12 protein-coding genes are annotated in these 15,800 nt (G+C 71.2%); 4 read left to right on the top strand and 8 right to left on the bottom strand.

Annotated elements, in window-relative coordinates:
* The first annotated feature begins 29 nt into the window (after positions 1–29).
* The gene (locus C1703_RS29135; protein ID WP_114255616.1) at positions 30–929 is read left to right on the top strand and encodes an aminoglycoside phosphotransferase family protein; all 900 of its coding nucleotides are present in this window, start codon (positions 30–32) and stop codon (positions 927–929) included.
* A 45-nt stretch (positions 930–974) separates the two neighbouring features.
* On the opposite strand, the gene C1703_RS29130 is transcribed toward C1703_RS29135, so the two are convergent.
* The 7 genes from C1703_RS29130 to C1703_RS29100 all read right to left on the bottom strand — a co-directional run bounded on the left by C1703_RS29130 (position 975) and on the right by C1703_RS29100 (position 10,278).
* Entirely contained in the window at positions 975–2,678 is a 1,704-nt protein-coding gene (locus C1703_RS29130) for a proline--tRNA ligase (RefSeq protein WP_114255615.1), read from the bottom strand.
* Positions 2,679–2,781: 103 nt separating this feature from the next.
* On the bottom strand, positions 2,782–3,312 hold the full coding sequence (locus C1703_RS29125; RefSeq protein WP_114255614.1) for a GNAT family N-acetyltransferase: 531 nt from the start codon (positions 3,310–3,312) through the stop codon (positions 2,782–2,784).
* Between the two features lie 29 nt (positions 3,313–3,341).
* Positions 3,342–4,190, bottom strand: a complete 849-nt coding sequence (locus C1703_RS29120; RefSeq protein WP_114255613.1) for a GNAT family N-acetyltransferase — start codon at positions 4,188–4,190, stop codon at positions 3,342–3,344.
* Between the two features lie 167 nt (positions 4,191–4,357).
* On the bottom strand, positions 4,358–5,515 hold the full coding sequence (ispG, locus tag C1703_RS29115) for a flavodoxin-dependent (E)-4-hydroxy-3-methylbut-2-enyl-diphosphate synthase (RefSeq protein WP_037763766.1): 1,158 nt from the start codon (positions 5,513–5,515) through the stop codon (positions 4,358–4,360).
* Between the two features lie 168 nt (positions 5,516–5,683).
* The gene (locus C1703_RS29110; RefSeq protein WP_114257642.1) at positions 5,684–6,976 is read right to left on the bottom strand and encodes a site-2 protease family protein; all 1,293 of its coding nucleotides are present in this window, start codon (positions 6,974–6,976) and stop codon (positions 5,684–5,686) included.
* A gap of 8 nt (positions 6,977–6,984) precedes the next feature.
* Positions 6,985–8,241 (bottom strand): 1-deoxy-D-xylulose-5-phosphate reductoisomerase, encoded by a 1,257-nt coding sequence (dxr, locus tag C1703_RS29105; protein ID WP_114255612.1) that lies wholly within the window; start codon positions 8,239–8,241, stop codon positions 6,985–6,987.
* A gap of 96 nt (positions 8,242–8,337) precedes the next feature.
* On the bottom strand, positions 8,338–10,278 hold the full coding sequence (locus C1703_RS29100) for an acyl-CoA dehydrogenase family protein (RefSeq protein WP_114255611.1): 1,941 nt from the start codon (positions 10,276–10,278) through the stop codon (positions 8,338–8,340).
* A 336-nt stretch (positions 10,279–10,614) separates the two neighbouring features.
* Between C1703_RS29100 and C1703_RS29095 the strand changes: the two genes are divergently transcribed.
* From C1703_RS29095 to C1703_RS29085, 3 genes are all read left to right on the top strand, one after another.
* Entirely contained in the window at positions 10,615–11,628 is a 1,014-nt protein-coding gene (locus C1703_RS29095; protein WP_114255610.1) for a LacI family DNA-binding transcriptional regulator, read from the top strand.
* 91 nt (positions 11,629–11,719) lie between these two features.
* On the top strand, positions 11,720–13,762 hold the full coding sequence (locus tag C1703_RS29090; RefSeq protein WP_114255609.1) for a glycoside hydrolase family 31 protein: 2,043 nt from the start codon (positions 11,720–11,722) through the stop codon (positions 13,760–13,762).
* A 109-nt stretch (positions 13,763–13,871) separates the two neighbouring features.
* Entirely contained in the window at positions 13,872–15,059 is a 1,188-nt protein-coding gene (locus C1703_RS29085; protein ID WP_114255608.1) for a sulfotransferase, read from the top strand.
* Positions 15,060–15,086: 27 nt separating this feature from the next.
* Here the strand turns inward: C1703_RS29085 and C1703_RS29080 are convergent, their stop codons facing one another.
* Positions 15,087–15,800, bottom strand: a complete 714-nt coding sequence (locus tag C1703_RS29080) for a hypothetical protein (protein WP_114255607.1) — start codon at positions 15,798–15,800, stop codon at positions 15,087–15,089.

Below are 15,800 nucleotides of genomic sequence, written 5' to 3'. Positions count from 1 at the left end.
GCGGACAGTACGAAGGGAACGACTCGCGCATGGTTTTCGAACCGCCGAAGCGCCTGGTCAGGGCGCTCGGTGAGACGGCGCCGGAGGGTGACGACTGGCTGGAGAGGCTGCCCGAGGCGGCGCAGCGTGCCGTCGCGCTACGCGAGTTGACCGTGGAGCGGGTGCAGGTGCCGGGCGGGCGCAGCAGCCTGGTCGTGCTGGTGCGGAGGGCCGACGGGACGCCCGCCGTGCTGAAGCTGGCGCCGGAGCGGGCCCGGCCGGAGGCGGAGCGGGCCGCGCTCGCGCACTGGGCCGGGCGGGGTGCCGTCCAGCTGCTCGACGCCCAGGCTTCCGAGGGTGTGCTGTTGCTGGAGCGGCTGCACCCGGACGTGTCGGTGCGGTCCCTGCCGGAGGCGAAGGCGCTGCTGGAGGCGGCGGGGACGCTGCGGCGGCTGTGGGTCGAGCCGCCCGCCGGTTTCCCCTTCGAGACGGTGGCGGAGCGGACCGGGCGGCAGGCCGAGGCGATGCGGGCCCGGGCGCAGGCCGATCCCGAGGTGGCCCCGCTGGTGGACCTGGCGCTCGCGGCGCGCGAGGAGCTGCTGGCGGCGCCGCCCGAACACCGTTTGCTGCACGGCACGTTCCGGCAGAGCAAGGTGCTCGCCGGGGAGCGGATGCCGTGGCTGGCCGTGGGGCCCGACCCGGTGGTCGGCGAGTGCGCGTTCGATCTGGCCCGGCTGGTCCGCGACCGGGTGGAGGACCTGGTCGCCCAGCCGTCCGGCGCGGCGACGACCCGGCGCCGGGTGAAGCGGCTGGCGGAGTCCCTGGACGTGGACCAGGAGCGGCTGCGGGGCTGGACGCTGTTCCGGGCCGTGGAGTCGGGTGTGCGGGCGGGACGCGTGGGGCGGCCCCGGGACGCGGAGCTGCTGCTGGAGTTCGCGGGCTGGCTGTGAGCGCCCCGGTCGCCCGGAGCGCTCACACCGCTGTCGTCGCGACCCTCAGGCGGTGAGGCGGGCCACGGCCTCCTCGACCGTCAGCTCCTCGCGCTCGCCGGTGCGGCGGTCCTTCAGCTCGACCACGCCCTCGGCGGCGCGGCGGCCGGCCACCAGGATCTGCGGGACGCCGATCAGCTCGGAGTCCGTGAACTTCACGCCCGGGGAGACGCCCGCGCGGTCGTCGACCAGGACGCGGACACCGGCCGCGGCCAGCTTCTGCGAGATGTCGAGGGCCAGCTCGGTCTGCAGGGCCTTGCCGGCGGCGACCACGTGGACGTCGGCCGGGGCGACCTCCTTGGGCCAGCACAGGCCCTTGTCGTCGGCGCTCTGCTCGGCGAGGGCGGCGACCGCGCGGGAGACGCCGATGCCGTAGCAGCCCATGGTGACGCGGACCGGCTTGCCGTTCTGGCCGAGGACGTCGAGCTTGAGGGCGTCGGTGTACTTGCGGCCGAGCTGGAAGATGTGGCCGATCTCGATGGCGCGGTCGAGGACGAGGCCCGTGCCGCACTCGGGGCAGGGGTCGCTCTCCTGGACGACCACGACGTCGACGTACTCGTCGACCTCGAAGTCACGCCCGGCGACGACGTTCTTGGCGTGTGTGTCGGCCTTGTTGGCGCCGGTGATCCACGCGGTGCCGGGAGCCACGCGCGGGTCGGCGATGTACCTGACCTTCTCGCCCAGGCCCTGCGGTCCGACGTAGCCGCGGACCAGGTCGGGGCGGGCCGCGAAGTCCGTCTCGGTGACCAGCTCGACGACGGCCGGGGCGAAGTGCGCCTCGACCTTGTCCATGTCGACCTCGCGGTCGCCGGGGACGCCGACGGCGACGATCTCGCCGTCGACCTTGACGAGGAGGTTCTTCAGCGTGGCCGAGGCCGGGACGCCGAGGGAGGCGGCGAGGGTCTCGATGGTCGGGGTGTCCGGGGTGGGGATGTCCTCGGCGGCCGGCACGTCGGCGGCGTCGACGGGCTTCAGCTCGTACGTGATCGCCTCGGTGTTGGCGGCGAAGTCGCAGTTCGGGCAGTCGGCGAAGGTGTCCTCGCCGGCCTCGGCCGGGGCCAGGAACTCCTCGGACTTGGAGCCGCCCATCGCACCGGCGGTCGCGGCGCAGATGCGGTAGTCCAGGCCGAGCCGCGCGAAGATCTTCCGGTAGGCCTCGCGGTGCAGGGCGTAGGACCGGGCGAGGCCCTCGTCCTCGGTGTCGAAGGAGTAGGCGTCCTTCATCAGGAACTCGCGGCCGCGCAGGATGCCGGCGCGGGGCCGGGCCTCGTCGCGGTACTTGCTCTGGATCTGGTAGAGGATCACGGGCAGGTCCTTGTAGGAGGACGCCTGGTCCTTCACCAGCAGGGTGAAGATCTCCTCGTGGGTGGGGCCGAGGAGGTAGTCGCCGCCCTTGCGGTCCTGGAGGCGGAACAGCTCGGGGCCGTACTCGTCCCAGCGACCGGTGGCGTCGTAGGGCTCGCGCGGCAGGATGGCGGGGAGCAGCACCTCCTGGGCGCCGATGGCGTCCATCTCCTCGCGGACGATCCGCTCGACGTTGGCCAGCACCTTCTTGCCGAGCGGCAGCCAGCTCCAGATGCCGGCGGCGGTGCGGCGCACGTACCCGGCGCGGACGAGGAGCTTGTGGCTGAGGACCTCGGCGTCGGCCGGGTCGTCGCGCAACGTCTTCGCCATCAACTGGGACATGCGCTGGACCGGTGCGTTCGCCATGGTTCTGCTCCTGCTGCTGGGGGTCCCCCGCTCACGAGAAGCCGAGAGTGGGGGAGGGTGATGGCAGGAGGTTATCCGGGGGGCGCCGGGCGTTGGAAATCGGTTAACGGCGGCGCAGCGGCAGCGGGGCGCCCATCACCGCGTACGGCTTCGGCGCGCTCGGGAAGAGCACCTGGCGGGCCAGGTCCCGGTAGCCGAGGGAGCGGTAGAGGGCGCGGGCGGGGCTGTCGGTGTCGATCGCGGAGAGGATCGAGCGGGGTTCGGCGGCGCCGTCGGTGATCGTGGTGATCAGGGAGCGGCCGATGCCGCGGTTCTGGTGGTCGGGGTGGACGTGCAGCTCGGTGATCACGAAGGAGTCGTCGAGCCAGGTGTCGCGGCCCTGGGCGCGGAGGTAGGGCTCCACGACGGTGGACCACCAGTGGGTGCGGTCGTTGGGCATGCCGTAGACGAAGCCGACGAGGCGTCCGCCGGTGGTCGCGCCGAGTGCGCGGGCGCCGGGGTAGGTCATGTGGCGCAGGACGATCTGGCGGCGGACGGCGACTTCGTCGGAACCGAGGCCGAAGGCCACGGCCTGGACGGCCAGGGCCTCGTCCACGTGGGCGGAGAGGTCGAGTGGGCCGATCACGAGGTCCATGGCGGGAGCCTACAGGGGGGCTTCCGTTGTCAGAACAGCACGCTCATGAAGGCGCCGACCTCCTGGAAGCCCACCCTTCGGTACGTCCTGCGGGCCGCCGTGTTGAAGTCGTTGACGTAGAGGCTGACGACCGGGGCGACGTCGGCCAGGGCGTAGCGCAGCACGGCCGCCATGCCGGGGGCGGCCAGGCCGGTCCCCCGGTATTCGGGGGCCACCCACACGCCCTGGATCTGGCAGGCGTGTTCCGTCGCGGCGCCGATCTCGGCCTTGAAGACGACCTTGCCGTCCGCGTCGAAGCGGGCGAAGGAGCGGCCGGAGCCGACGAGTTCGGCGACGCGGGCCTGGTAGAGGAGTCCGCCGTCGCCGGCCAGCGGGGAGACGCCGACCTCCTCGGTGAACATCGCCACGCACGCCGGCATGATCGTCTCCATCTCGTCCTTGCGGACGCGGCGGACGTAGGGGTCCGGGGCGATGCCGGCCGGCAGCCGGTCGGTGACCATGAGCGGCTGGTGGCGGCGGACCTCGCGGGCCGGGCCCCAGTGGGGTTCCAGCAGTCGCCACAGGTCGGCGGTGGCGCCCGAGGGCCCGACGATGGAGGAGCAGCGGCGGCCGGCCCGGCGGGCACGGTCGGCGAAGGCGCGGACGGCGCGCGGGCCGGCGCAGATCGGAACCAGGTTGGCGCCCGCGTAGCACAGGGACGTCAGCATGCCGTCCTCGTACCAGCCCCACATCTCACCGCCGAGCCGCCACGGGTCGAGACCGGCGATCCGCACCCGGGACGTCACGAAGGCGTTCGCGACCGGCTCGCGGTCGAGGACGGCGAGCGCGGCGTCCAGGTCGCTCGGTTCGAGGACCCGTGAGGTGGTCTGCGTCAACACGTGCGGGGCCTCACACACTGGGGTCGGCTTGGTCTCCGCACTATAGCTGCGCTGCTTGGGCGGGGCGCCTGGGAACTCGGGAGCTTTCGGTTGTCGGGCGGCTGCGGGTCGTCTGTGGCTGGTCGCGCAGTTCCCCGCGCCCCCAGAAAACCAGGGGCGTGGAAACCTCAGCCCGCTACCGCCACCGACGGCTCGCCGGAAGCGACGCCGTCCGCCTCCATCTGCTCGGCCAGCTTCATGGCCTCCTCGATGAGGGTCTCGACGATCTTGGACTCGGGGACGGTCTTGATGACCTCGCCCTTGACGAAGATCTGGCCCTTGCCGTTGCCGGAGGCGACGCCGAGGTCGGCCTCGCGGGCCTCGCCGGGGCCGTTGACGACGCAGCCCATGACGGCGACGCGGAGCGGGACGTCCATGCCGGTGAGGCCGGCGGTGACTTCTTCGGCGAGCTTGTAGACGTCGACCTGGGCGCGGCCGCAGGACGGGCAGGAGACGATCTCCAGGCCGCGCTGGCGGAGGTTGAGGGACTCCAGGATCTGGATGCCGACCTTGACCTCCTCGGCGGGCGGCGCGGAGAGGGAGACGCGGATCGTGTCGCCGATGCCCTGGGAGAGCAGGGCGCCGAAGGCGACCGCCGACTTGATGGTGCCCTGGAAGGCGGGACCGGCCTCGGTGACGCCGAGGTGCAGCGGGTAGTCGCACTGCTCGGCGAGCTGCTTGTACGCCTCGATCATGATGACCGGGTCGTTGTGCTTGACGGAGATCTTGATGTCGCGGAAGTCGTGCTCCTCGAAGAGGGACGCCTCCCACAGGGCCGACTCGACCAGGGCCTCGGGGGTCGCCTTGCCGTACTTCTGGAGGAGGCGCTTGTCGAGGGAGCCGGCGTTGACGCCGATGCGGATCGGGGTGCCGTGGTCGCGGGCCGCCTTGGCGATCTCCTTGACCTTGTCGTCGAACTGCTTGATGTTGCCGGGGTTGACGCGGACCGCCGCGCAGCCGGCCTCGATCGCGGCGAAGACGTACTTGGGCTGGAAGTGGATGTCGGCGATGACCGGGATCTGCGACTTGCGGGCGATCGTGGCGAGGGCGTCGGCGTCGTCCTGGGTGGGGCAGGCGACACGGACGATCTGGCAGCCGGAGGCGGTCAGTTCGGCGATCTGCTGGAGGGTCGCGCCGATGTCGGAGGTGCGCGTGGTGGTCATCGACTGCACCGAGACGGGGGCGTCTCCGCCGACGGCCACGGACCCGACCTGGATCTGGCGGCTCTTCCGGCGCTCGGCGAGCTTGGTCGGAACGGACGGCATGCCGAGAGAAATCGCAGTCATCTGCTGTGCAACCCCAAGTCGTGGATCAAGGTCCGGTCCCGTGAGCAGCGGGCTCCGAGCTTCGAGATTACGGCACATGCCCCGGCGCGGGCACATCCCACCCGCGTGGCCACTCGATGGGAGGCGGCCCGGCAGAAAGTATGCCGAGCCGCCACGAACGCCATATGACTAGGAGATTCTCACCGGGTTAACCACGTCCGCGATCAGCACCAGGATCGTGAAGCAGATGAAGATCCCCGCTACCACGTAGGCGACGGGCATGAGCTTCGCCACGTCGAAGGGGCCCGGGTCAGGCCGGCGAAGCACCTTGGCCGTGTTGCGGCGCAGCGACTCCCACAGGGCGCCCGCGATGTGGCCGCCGTCGAGCGGCAGCAGCGGGAGCATGTTGAACAGGAACAGGGAGAGGTTGAAGCCGGCGACCAGCATGAGGGCCATGGCCAGCTGCTGGGTGGGCGGGATGTCGAGGGTGAAGATCTCGCCGCCGACGCGGGCCGCGCCGACCACGCCCATCGGGGAGTCGGCCTCGCGCGGGGCGCCGTCGAAGGCCGCGTTCCACAGGGCCGGGACCTTGCCGGGGAGGGCGGCGAGGGAGTCGACGGCCTCGCCGATCCGGTCGCCCATCCAGGTCACGGACTCGCCGAAGTCCTGTTTGACCACGCCCGTGGCGGCGCTGAAGCCGAGGAAGCCGGCCCGGACGTACTGGTTCTCGACGATCTGGCCGCTGGAGTCCTTCTTGGCGACCATGTTGGGGGCGATCTTCGCGTGCAGGGTGACGTCCTGGCCCTTGCGCTCGACGACGATCGGCACTTCCTTGCCGGGGCTGGAGCGGATGAGGTCCGACAGCTGGTTCCAGTCGTCGGTCTTCACCCCGTTGAAGGAGACGATCTTGTCGCCGGCCTTGAGGCCCGCCGCGGCGGCCGGGGAGGCCGGGTCGCCCTTCTCGCACTTGTCGCGGTTCTCGCTCTGCGCGATGACGCACTGGGAGACCGAGCTGACCGTGGTGGTCTGCTGGCTGATGCCGAAGCCCATCAGGACGGTGAGGAACAGCGCCACCGCCAGCACCAGGTTCATGAAGGGGCCGGCGAACATGACGATCACGCGCTTCCAGGGGGCGCGCGTGTAGAACATGCGGTTCTCGTCGCCCGGCCGGAGCTCCTCGTACGCGGCGGAGCGGGCGTCCTCGATCATGCCGCGCCACGGGGAGGTGGAGCGGGACTCCAGACGGCCGTCGGCGCCCGGCGGGAACATGCCGATCATGCGGATGTAGCCGCCGAACGGGATGGCCTTGATGCCGTACTCGGTCTCGCCCTTCTTGCGCGAGAAGATCGTCGGGCCGAAGCCGACCATGTACTGCGGCACGCGGATGCCGAAGAGCTTGGCCGTGGACAGGTGCCCCAGCTCGTGCCACGCGATCGAGAACAGCAGGCCGACCACGAAGAGACCTATGCCGAGGATGAACATCAGGGTCGTCATGCACGGGCCTCCGCCGTCTGTGCCGCCAGTTCCCGGGCCCGGGTCCGCGCCCAGGTCTCCGCTTCGAGGACGTCCGACACGGTGAGTGAGGTTCCCGTACGGGGGGTGCCGTGCTCCTCGACGACCCGGGTGACGGTCTCCATGATCCCGTTGAAGGGCAGTGCGCCCTGGCGGAACGCCTCCACGCACTCCTCGTTGGCCGCATTGAACACCGCCGGGGCGGTGCCCGCGAGCTCGCCGACGTGCCGGGCGAGGTTCACCGACGGGAAGGCCTCGTTGTCGAGCGGGAAGAACTCCCAGGTCGAGGCCTTGCTCCAGTCGAAGGTGGGGGCGGCGTCGGGGACGCGCTCGGGCCAGCCGAGGCCGATGGCGATGGGCCCGCGCATGTCGGGCGGGGTCGCCTGGGCCAGTGTCGATCCATCCGTGAACTCAACCATCGAGTGGACATACGACTGGGGATGCACGACCACCTCAATGCGGTCGAAGGGAATGTCGTAGAGGAGGTGTGCCTCGATGACCTCCAGGCCCTTGTTGACGAGGGTCGCGGAGTTGATCGTGATGACCGGGCCCATGGCCCAGGTGGGGTGGGCGAGGGCGTCCTCGACGGTGACGTTCGCCAGCTCCTCCTTGGTACGGCCGCGGAAGGGGCCGCCGGAGGCGGTGACGACCAGCTTGCGGACGTCGGCGCGGGTGCCGGCGGCCAGGGCCTGGAAGAGGGCGGCGTGCTCGGAGTCGACCGGGATGATCTGCCCGGGCTTGGCGAGGGCCTTGACCAGCGGGCCGCCCACGATGAGCGACTCCTTGTTGGCGAGCGCGAGGGTGCGGCCCGCCTCCAGGGCGGCGAGGGTCGGGGCGAGGCCGATGGAGCCGGTGATGCCGTTCAGGACGGTGTGGCAGTCGGAGGCCGCGAGCTGGGTGGCCGCGTCCGGGCCGGCGAGGATCTCGGGGAGCGGCTCGCCGGTGCCGTACTGCGCGGTGAGCGCCTCGCGCAGGGCCGGTACGACGTCCTCGCGGGCCACGGCGACCGTGCGGACCCGGAGCCGGTACGCCTGCTCGGCGAGGAGGGCGACCCGGCCGCCGTTGGCGGAGAGGCCGGTGACCCGGAACCGGTCGGGGTTGCGCAGCACGAGGTCGATGGCCTGGGTGCCGATGGACCCGGTGGAGCCGAGGATGACCACGTCCTTGGGGCCGTCGCCCGCTACGGGGTCGTAGACGAGGTGCGGGTCGGCGAGGGGGGTTGGACTGTCGCTCATTGCTCCATTGTTGCCGTAAGGGCCGTGTGTGAGGACAGCGCATCCCCTTCGAAGGGGCGCGCGCCACAGCTGCGCACGCCCCCATGAGGGCCGGGGTTACCGGATCGGCCGGTGGACGTTCTCCTTCCGGGACGGTCCCGGTGTCGCGTCGGCGATCCAGGGGCCGTCGCCCGACGGGTCGACGATGCCCCGCTCCAGCCACTCGTACGTGCCGGACAGGACGCCCTTGACCACCTTGCGGTCGAGGTCGTCGGTGTTGGTCCACAGGCGGGTGAAGAGTTCCTCGATCCGGATGCGGGCCTGGCGGCAGAAGACGTCGGCGAGCTGGTAGGCCTCGCGGCCGTGGTCACCCTGGCCGCGCAGCATTTCGGCGCGGACGCAGGCCGCGCTCATGGCGAACAGCTCGGCGCCGATGTCGACGATCCGGCCGAGGAAGCCCTGCTTGGACTCCATGCGGCCCTGCCAGCGGGACATGGCGTAGAACGTGGAGCGGGCGAGCTTGCGGGAGGTGCGCTCGACGTAGCGCAGGTGCCCGGAGAGGTCGACGCCGTGCTTGAACTCGGCGTAGGAGGTGGGGAGCTGACCCGGTCCCGCGACCAGCTTGGGCAGCCACTTGGCGTAGAAGGCGCCCGCGTTGGCGCCCGCCTTGGCCTTGTCGCCGAGGGACTTCTCGGGGTCGATGAGGTCGCCGGCGACCGAGAGGTGGGCGTCGACGGCCTCGCGGGCGATGAGGAGGTGCATGATCTCCGTCGAGCCCTCGAAGATGCGGTTGATGCGCAGGTCGCGCAGCAGTTGCTCGGCGGGGACGCCGCGTTCGCCGCGGGCCCGCAGGGACTCGGCCGTCTCGAAGCCGCGGCCGCCGCGGATCTGGACGAGTTCGTCGGCCATCGTCCAGGCCATCTCGGAGGCGTACAGCTTGGCGAGGGCGCCTTCGATGCGGATGTCGTTGCGGTCCTCGTCGGCCATCTGCGAGGCCAGGTCCGTCACGGCCTCCAGGGCGAAGGTGGTCGCCGCGATGAAGGAGATCTTGGAGCCGACCGCCTCGTGGTGCGCGACGGGCTTGCCCCACTGCTCGCGGGCCGCCGACCACTCCCGGGCGATCTTCAGGCACCACTTGCCGGCCGCGACACAGGAGGCGGGCAGGGACAGCCGCCCGGTGTTGAGGGTGGTCAGGGCGATCTTCAGGCCCTGGCCCTCCTCGCCGACGCGGTTGGCGGCGGGGACGCGGACCTGGTGGAAGCGGGTGACGCCGTTCTCGATGCCGCGCAGGCCCATGAAGGCGTTGCGGTTCTCGACCGTGACGCCGGGCGAGTTCGTCTCCACGACGAAGGCGGTGATGCCGCCCCGGTGGCCCTCGGACTTCGGCACCCGGGCCATGACGACCAGCAGGTCGGCGACCACGCCGTTGGTGGTCCACAGCTTCACGCCGTCGAGGACGTAGTCGTCGCCGTCGGGCACGGCCGTGGTGGCGAGGCGGGCCGGGTCGGAGCCGACGTCGGGCTCGGTGAGCAGGAAGGCGCTGATGTCCGTGCGGGCGCAGCGGGGCAGGAAGCGCTCGCGCTGCTCCTCGGTGCCGAACAGTTTCAGCGGCTGGGGCACGCCGATCGACTGGTGCGCGGAGAGCAGCACGCCGATCGCGGGGCTGGCGGAGCCGGCCAGGGCGAGTGCCTTGTTGTAGTAGACCTGTGTGAGGCCGAGACCGCCGTACTTGGTGCCGATCTTCATGCCGAAGGCGCCGAGCTCCTTCAGCCCGTCGATCACCTCGTCGGGGATCCGGGCCTCGCGCTCGATGAGGGCCGGGTCGACCTTCGTCTCGACGAAGTCGCGGAGCTTGGCGAGGAACTCCTCGCCGCGCTGGGCCGCCTCGTCCTCGGGGACGGGGTGGGGGTGGATGAGGTCGAGCCGGAAGCGGCCGAGGAACAGCTCCTTGGCGAAGCTGGGCTTGCGCCAGTGCTGTTCCCGGGCGGCCTCCGCCACCTCACGGGCCTCCCGCTCGGTGACGGCGGGACGGGAAGAGGGGGTGGTGGACGCGGACATGAGGGGCACCTCGCCGCAACTAGGGAGATTGAGGACCGTTTCGTTACCGACCAGTGCTACTGGATCGTTGGTACCCGAAACCGGACGCTCCCACCAGTCCTCGCGCGTCCGTTCAGCCGAAGGGGGCGGATCGCGCGCGGCACTTGTCGCGCGCCTGACGACGGTGTTGCATCGAGGTGCCCCTCAGGAGACCGATTCGCGCCGCCGGAATTCGGTATCGAAGCGCTTCGACATCCTATGGACACCCAGGACCGCTGGAGCTACTGTCGAACCACCCTCACTCGCCGTTATCAGCAATGCGCACTGTCGAAGCGCTTCACAAACTTGGAGAGCTGGATGGTCACCCTCGCCGAGGTCGCCCAGCACGCCGGAGTCTCGGCGAGCACGGTGAGCTATGTCCTCAGCGGCAAGCGGTCCATCTCCGCGACCACCCGGCAGCGGGTCGAGCGGAGCATCCGCGAGCTCGGGTACCACCCGAACGCCGGGGCCCGGGCCCTGGCGAGCAACAAGTCGAACATCATCGCGCTGATGATCCCACTGCGCACGGACATGTACGTGCCCGTGATGATGGAGATCGCCATCGCGGTGGCGACCTGCGCGCGCACGCACGGGTACGACGTGCTGCTGCTCACCGGCGAGGAGGGGCCGGACGCGGTGCGCCGCGTCGCGGGCAGCGGGCTCGCCGACGGGATGATCCTGATGGACGTCGAACTCGACGACGAGCGGCTGCCGCTGCTGCGCGCGACCGACCAGCCGTCGGTGCTGATCGGGCTGCCCGCCGACACCACCGGCCTGACCTGCGTCGACCTGGACTTCCGGGCGACGGGCGCGCTGTGCGTGGAGCACCTGGCGAAGCAGGGGCACCAGGACATCGCCGTCGTCGGAGAGGCCCCGGCCGTCTACGAGCGGCACACGGGCTTCGCCGAGCGCACCCTCGACGGGCTGCGGTCCCGCGCGCGGGAACTGGGCGTGCGGCTGCTGCACCGGCCGTGCGAGGGCGGGTACGACGCCATGGCGGTGACGCTCGCCCGGATCCTCGACGAACGCCCGGACACCTCGGGGATCATCGTGCAGAACGAGTCGGCGGTCGAGCCGCTGCTCGCGCTGCTGCGGCAGCAGGGCCGGGCCGTGCCGGAGGACATGTCGGTGGTCGCGATCTGTCCCGACCAGGTCGCGATGCAGGCCTCGGTGCGGCTGACGTCGGTCGCCATCCCCGCGCAGGAGATGGGCCGGCACGCGGTGGAGCACCTGGTCGCCAAGCTCGAGGGGCGCGGCCGCGACGAGGTCGTGCTGATCGCGCCCGAGCTGACCGTACGGACGAGCACGGGACCGGCGCCGAGCCGCTCGTAGGCGCCCCTCCGCCCCACCCCCTTGAACACCGCCCCCTCCTCTCGGGGCACCCCCATGTCTGCACTCCTCCAGGAGCACAGGAGCACGCCACGTGAATCAGCCCGCTGAAACCCAGCCCCAGGTGAGCCTGGCGCAGTCCTCCCCCACGGTCGGCACGTTCCGCGAGCGCGGCGGCGCGCTGGAGTGGAGCGGCCGCCAGGAGACCGTACGGATCGAGCCGTGGGGTCCGGACGCGGTCCGGGTGCGTGCCCGGCTCGGCGGCCCGGTCCTCGAAGGGCTGCCGGGCGCCCTGCTCGACGAGGCGCCGGCGACGCCGTCCACGGTGAAGATCGAGGACGGCAGCGGCCGGCTGACCGTCGGCGCGCTCACCGTCGAGGTGAACGCCGAGGGCCTCATCCGCTTCCTGCGGACGGACGACGCCGCCGAACTGCTCGCCGAGGACCGCGCCCACTTCTGGTGGCCCGGCTCCCGCCTCTACACGGCCGTCGGCAACGGCCACCACCGCCTGGAGCAGCGCTTCGCCGCCTACGACGACGAGAAGCTCTACGGCCTCGGCCAGCACCAGCACGGGCGGCTCGACCAGAAGGGCCTGGTGCTGGACCTGGTCCAGCGCAACGCCGAGGTCGGCATCCCGGTGCTGACCTCCAGCCGGGGCTACACGCTGCTGTGGAACAACCCGGCGATCGGCCGCGTGGAGCTGGCGCACAACGGCACCCGGTGGGTCGCCGACTCGGCCCGGCAGATCGACTACTGGATCACGGCGGGCGACCCGGCCGCCGCCCAGCGCCGCTACAGCGCGGTGACCGGCCGGACGCCGATGCTGCCTCAGTGGGCGGCGGGCTTCTGGCAGTGCAAGCTGCGCTACCGCACCCAGGACGAACTGATGGCGGTGGCCCGGGAGTACAAGCGGCGGGGCCTGCCCATCTCGGCGATCGTCTGCGACTTCTTCCACTGGACGCACCTCGGCGACTGGAAGTTCGACCCGAAGGAGTGGCCGGACCCGGCGGCGATGGTGCGGGAGCTGGAGGAGCTCGGCATCAAGCTGGTGGTGAGCGTCTGGCCCTCGGTGTCGCCGCTGAGCGAGAACCACCCGGTCCTGGAGCAGCGCGGCTGGTTCATCGGCACCCAGTACGGGCCGATGGCGCACGCCGACTGGCCCGACAAGGAGGTCGCCTCCACGGTCCAGGTCGCCTTCTACGACGCCACGAACCCGGACGCCCGGGAGTTCGTGTGGTCGAAGGTGAAGGAGAACTACCTGGACCCGTACGGCATCACGGCGTTCTGGCTGGACGCCTGCGAGCCGGAGCTGAAGCCGGGCTTCCAGGAGAACCTGCGCTACTGGGCGGGCCCGGGCCTGGAGGTCGGCAACATCTACCCGGCCGAGAACGCCCGGACGTTCTACGAGGGCCTTCTCGCCACCGGCGAGGAGGAGATCGTCACCCTCAACCGCTCGGCCTGGGCGGGCAGTCAGCGCTACGGCGCCGCCCTGTGGTCCGGTGACATCGGCACGGACTTCCCGACCCTGCGCCGCCAGATCGCGGCCGGGCTCAACACGGCCCTGTCGGGCATCCCGTGGTGGAACACCGACATCGGCGGCTTCCACGGCGGCGACCCGGACGACCCGGCGTACCGGGAGGTGATGGTGCGCTGGTTCCAGTTCGGCGCGCTGTCCCCGCTCATGCGCCTGCACGGCTTCCGCGACCCGGGCATGCCGCTGGGCCCGGAGATGACCGGCGGCCCGAACGAGGTGTGGTCGTACGGCGAGGAGGCCGGGGCCGTCCTGGAGAAGTACCTGCGGCTGCGCGAGCGGCTCAAGCCGTACGTCCTGCGCGTCATGCGGGAGGCGCACGAGGAGGGCCTGCCCGTGATGCGGCCGCTGTTCCTGGAGTTCCCCGGGGACCAGGCGGCCTGGTCGGTCGACGACTCCTACCTGTTCGGCCCGGACCTGCTGGTCGCCCCGGTGCTGACGGCCGGCGCCACGGCCCGTACGGCGTACCTGCCGGCGGGGGCGACGTGGACGGACGCGTGGACGGGCGAGACGTACGAGGGCGGTCAGGCCGTGACGGTCGACGCCCCGCTGGACCGGATCCCGCTGTTCCTGCGGGACGGGGCGCGGCTGCCGGTAGCGGAGTAGCCGTGCCGGACGGGGTGGCCGGTTCGATGGAGGTCTTCCGGCCACCCCGTCCGCTTCTTCGGCCAACTTCCCAGCAGCGCAGGTGAGTTGGAAGCGGTAGGTTCCCTGCGTGTCCTCGTCTCCGCTCGCCCTCACCGCCGCCAACCTGCTGCTGCGGCCCGCTTTCGGCTCCCGCCGGAATCCCGGCCGGGTCTTCGACCGCATCGCGGTGGAGGCCGGTCAGGCGCCGGGTGACCAGGAGTTCACCGACGGTTTCCGGTCCCTGCTGGGCTGGTGGGCGAAGGCCGAGAACCTCACGCCGGTCGGCTGGCAGTCCGCGCAGGCGCACGTCCGGCGGCACCTGGCCAACCGGGCCCGGGTGCGGCGGCTGATCGCCGAGCACCCGGAGATCGAGCGGGAGCCGATCGAGAAGCCGGTGTTCGTCGTGGGGCTGCCGCGCACGGCGACCACGGTCACGCACTCGGTGCTGTCGATCTCGGACGGGCACCGCTGTCCGCTGCTGTGGGAACTGCTCGCCCCCGACCTGGAGTTGCCGCCCCGGCAGCGGCGCAGGGCGGTCGCGGCCGGGCGCCGGCTGGTCCAGGGCACGGACCTGTTCGCGCCGCGCTTCCGCGACATCCACGCGATGGCCGCCGAGGGTCCCGAGGAGTGCACGTTCGCGCTGCCGCACGCCCTGATGCCGTTCTCCCAGGCCCGCATCCCCGAGTACCTGGCGTGGCACTGCGCGCGGGACTTCACCGCCGACTACCGGTACCTCAAGCAGGTGTACCAGGTGCTGCAGTACGGCCGTCCGCGGCGGCGCTGGATGCTGAAGTCGCCCATGCACCTGGAGAACCTGGACGCGTTGCTGAGGGTCTTCCCCGACGCCACGCTCGTGTGGTGCCACCGCGACCCGGTCACCGTCGTGGCGTCGTTCTGCAGCCTGATCGAGCACGGCATGGCCGTCAGCACCCGCCCCCTCGATCTGCACGGCATCGGCACCACCTGGCTGGGTCTGCTGAGCCGGGCCATGACGCGCGGTCTCGCGGCCCGGGCCGCCGTCCCGGCGGAGCAGGTGGTGGACGCCCCGTACTCCTGGCTCGGCTCCGACCCCGCGACGGGCGCCCCGAAGCTCTACGCGGCCGTCGGCGCCCCCTGGACCGAGGCCGACGCGGCCCGGCTGCCCGCGGCCGTGGCCCGCCCCCGGGGCGCCCGCAAGCACACGTACGACCTGGCCCGCTACGGCCTGACCCGGGACGAGGTCGAGTCGGCCTTCGCCGCGTACAACGCACTGCGGGCCGAGGTCGACCGCGCCTGACGGCACGCCCGGCCCCGGCCCCGGAGGTCAGCTGCTGCTGACCGTGAGGTTGTTGGTGGTGAAGTTCAGACCGCCGGACGACGAGGTGATCTCGTAGCCGAACTGCACGTCACCGATGGTCTCGTTGCCCATCCACTTCTTGGTGTCCTTGATCCACTTCAGGATCGGCAGGATGTTCACGGTGCCGGAGTTGGAGTTGGAGGTGCGGATGAACGAGAACACCTCGTTGGCGCCGTTGGTGCCCTTGAAGACGTTCCAGGTGTGGCCGCCGAGCGTGACGCTGCCCTGCGAGCTGCCGATCGGGCCGACCGCTCCGGTCTTGTTGACCCAGAGCATGATCTCGTAGTCGTGGTCCGTGTCCCAGATGTCGTACGACGTGTTGTACGCGCCGGACGACGGGACGCTGACGTTGTAGCTGCTGGTCAGCGAACCCAGGGAGGTGATCGACTTGTTGATCGCCTTCGTCTGGTTCGGGTAGGACTTGATGCCGCCGGTGTTGGGGTGGTTGGCCCAGACGCCCCAGTTGGTGCCGGAGTTGGCCCAGATGCACTGGCTGCCGGCGCCGGAGCCCCAGATGTTGTTGTAGAGCGTGTAGCCGTTCAGGTTGGTCTGGCCCCACTGGTCGCAGGAGTTCCAGACCGCGGCGGAGGCGGGGGCGGAGGCGAGGCCGACGGTGACGCCGAGAGCCAGAGCGGGGGCCAGCAGGGCTTTGGTGACCCTGCTCAGCGTGCGTGATGCCAT

The sequence above is a fragment of the Streptomyces sp. Go-475 genome, from assembly GCF_003330845.1.
Taxonomy (GTDB): Bacteria; Actinomycetota; Actinomycetes; order Streptomycetales; family Streptomycetaceae; genus Streptomyces.
Note: the sequence above shows the minus strand (reverse complement) of the source record. Positions and strands in the feature narration are given on the sequence as shown.

What these genes read in the sequence shown, in the direction of transcription:
- C1703_RS29100 (WP_114255611.1), bottom strand. Translation starts at nt 10,278, where the DNA reads ATGTCCGCGTCCACCACCCCCTCTTCCCGTCCCGCCGTCACCGAGCGG.
- C1703_RS29130 (WP_114255615.1), bottom strand. Translation starts at nt 2,678, where the DNA reads ATGGCGAACGCACCGGTCCAGCGCATGTCCCAGTTGATGGCGAAGACG.
- C1703_RS29095 (WP_114255610.1), top strand. Translation starts at nt 10,615, where the DNA reads ATGGTCACCCTCGCCGAGGTCGCCCAGCACGCCGGAGTCTCGGCGAGC.
- C1703_RS29135 (WP_114255616.1), top strand. Translation starts at nt 30, where the DNA reads ATGGTTTTCGAACCGCCGAAGCGCCTGGTCAGGGCGCTCGGTGAGACG.
- C1703_RS29125 (WP_114255614.1), bottom strand. Translation starts at nt 3,312, where the DNA reads ATGGACCTCGTGATCGGCCCACTCGACCTCTCCGCCCACGTGGACGAG.
- C1703_RS29110 (WP_114257642.1), bottom strand. Translation starts at nt 6,976, where the DNA reads ATGTTCATCCTCGGCATAGGTCTCTTCGTGGTCGGCCTGCTGTTCTCG.
- C1703_RS29080 (WP_114255607.1), bottom strand. Translation starts at nt 15,800, where the DNA reads ATGGCATCACGCACGCTGAGCAGGGTCACCAAAGCCCTGCTGGCCCCC.
- dxr (WP_114255612.1), bottom strand. Translation starts at nt 8,241, where the DNA reads ATGAGCGACAGTCCAACCCCCCTCGCCGACCCGCACCTCGTCTACGAC.
- ispG (WP_037763766.1), bottom strand. Translation starts at nt 5,515, where the DNA reads ATGACTGCGATTTCTCTCGGCATGCCGTCCGTTCCGACCAAGCTCGCC.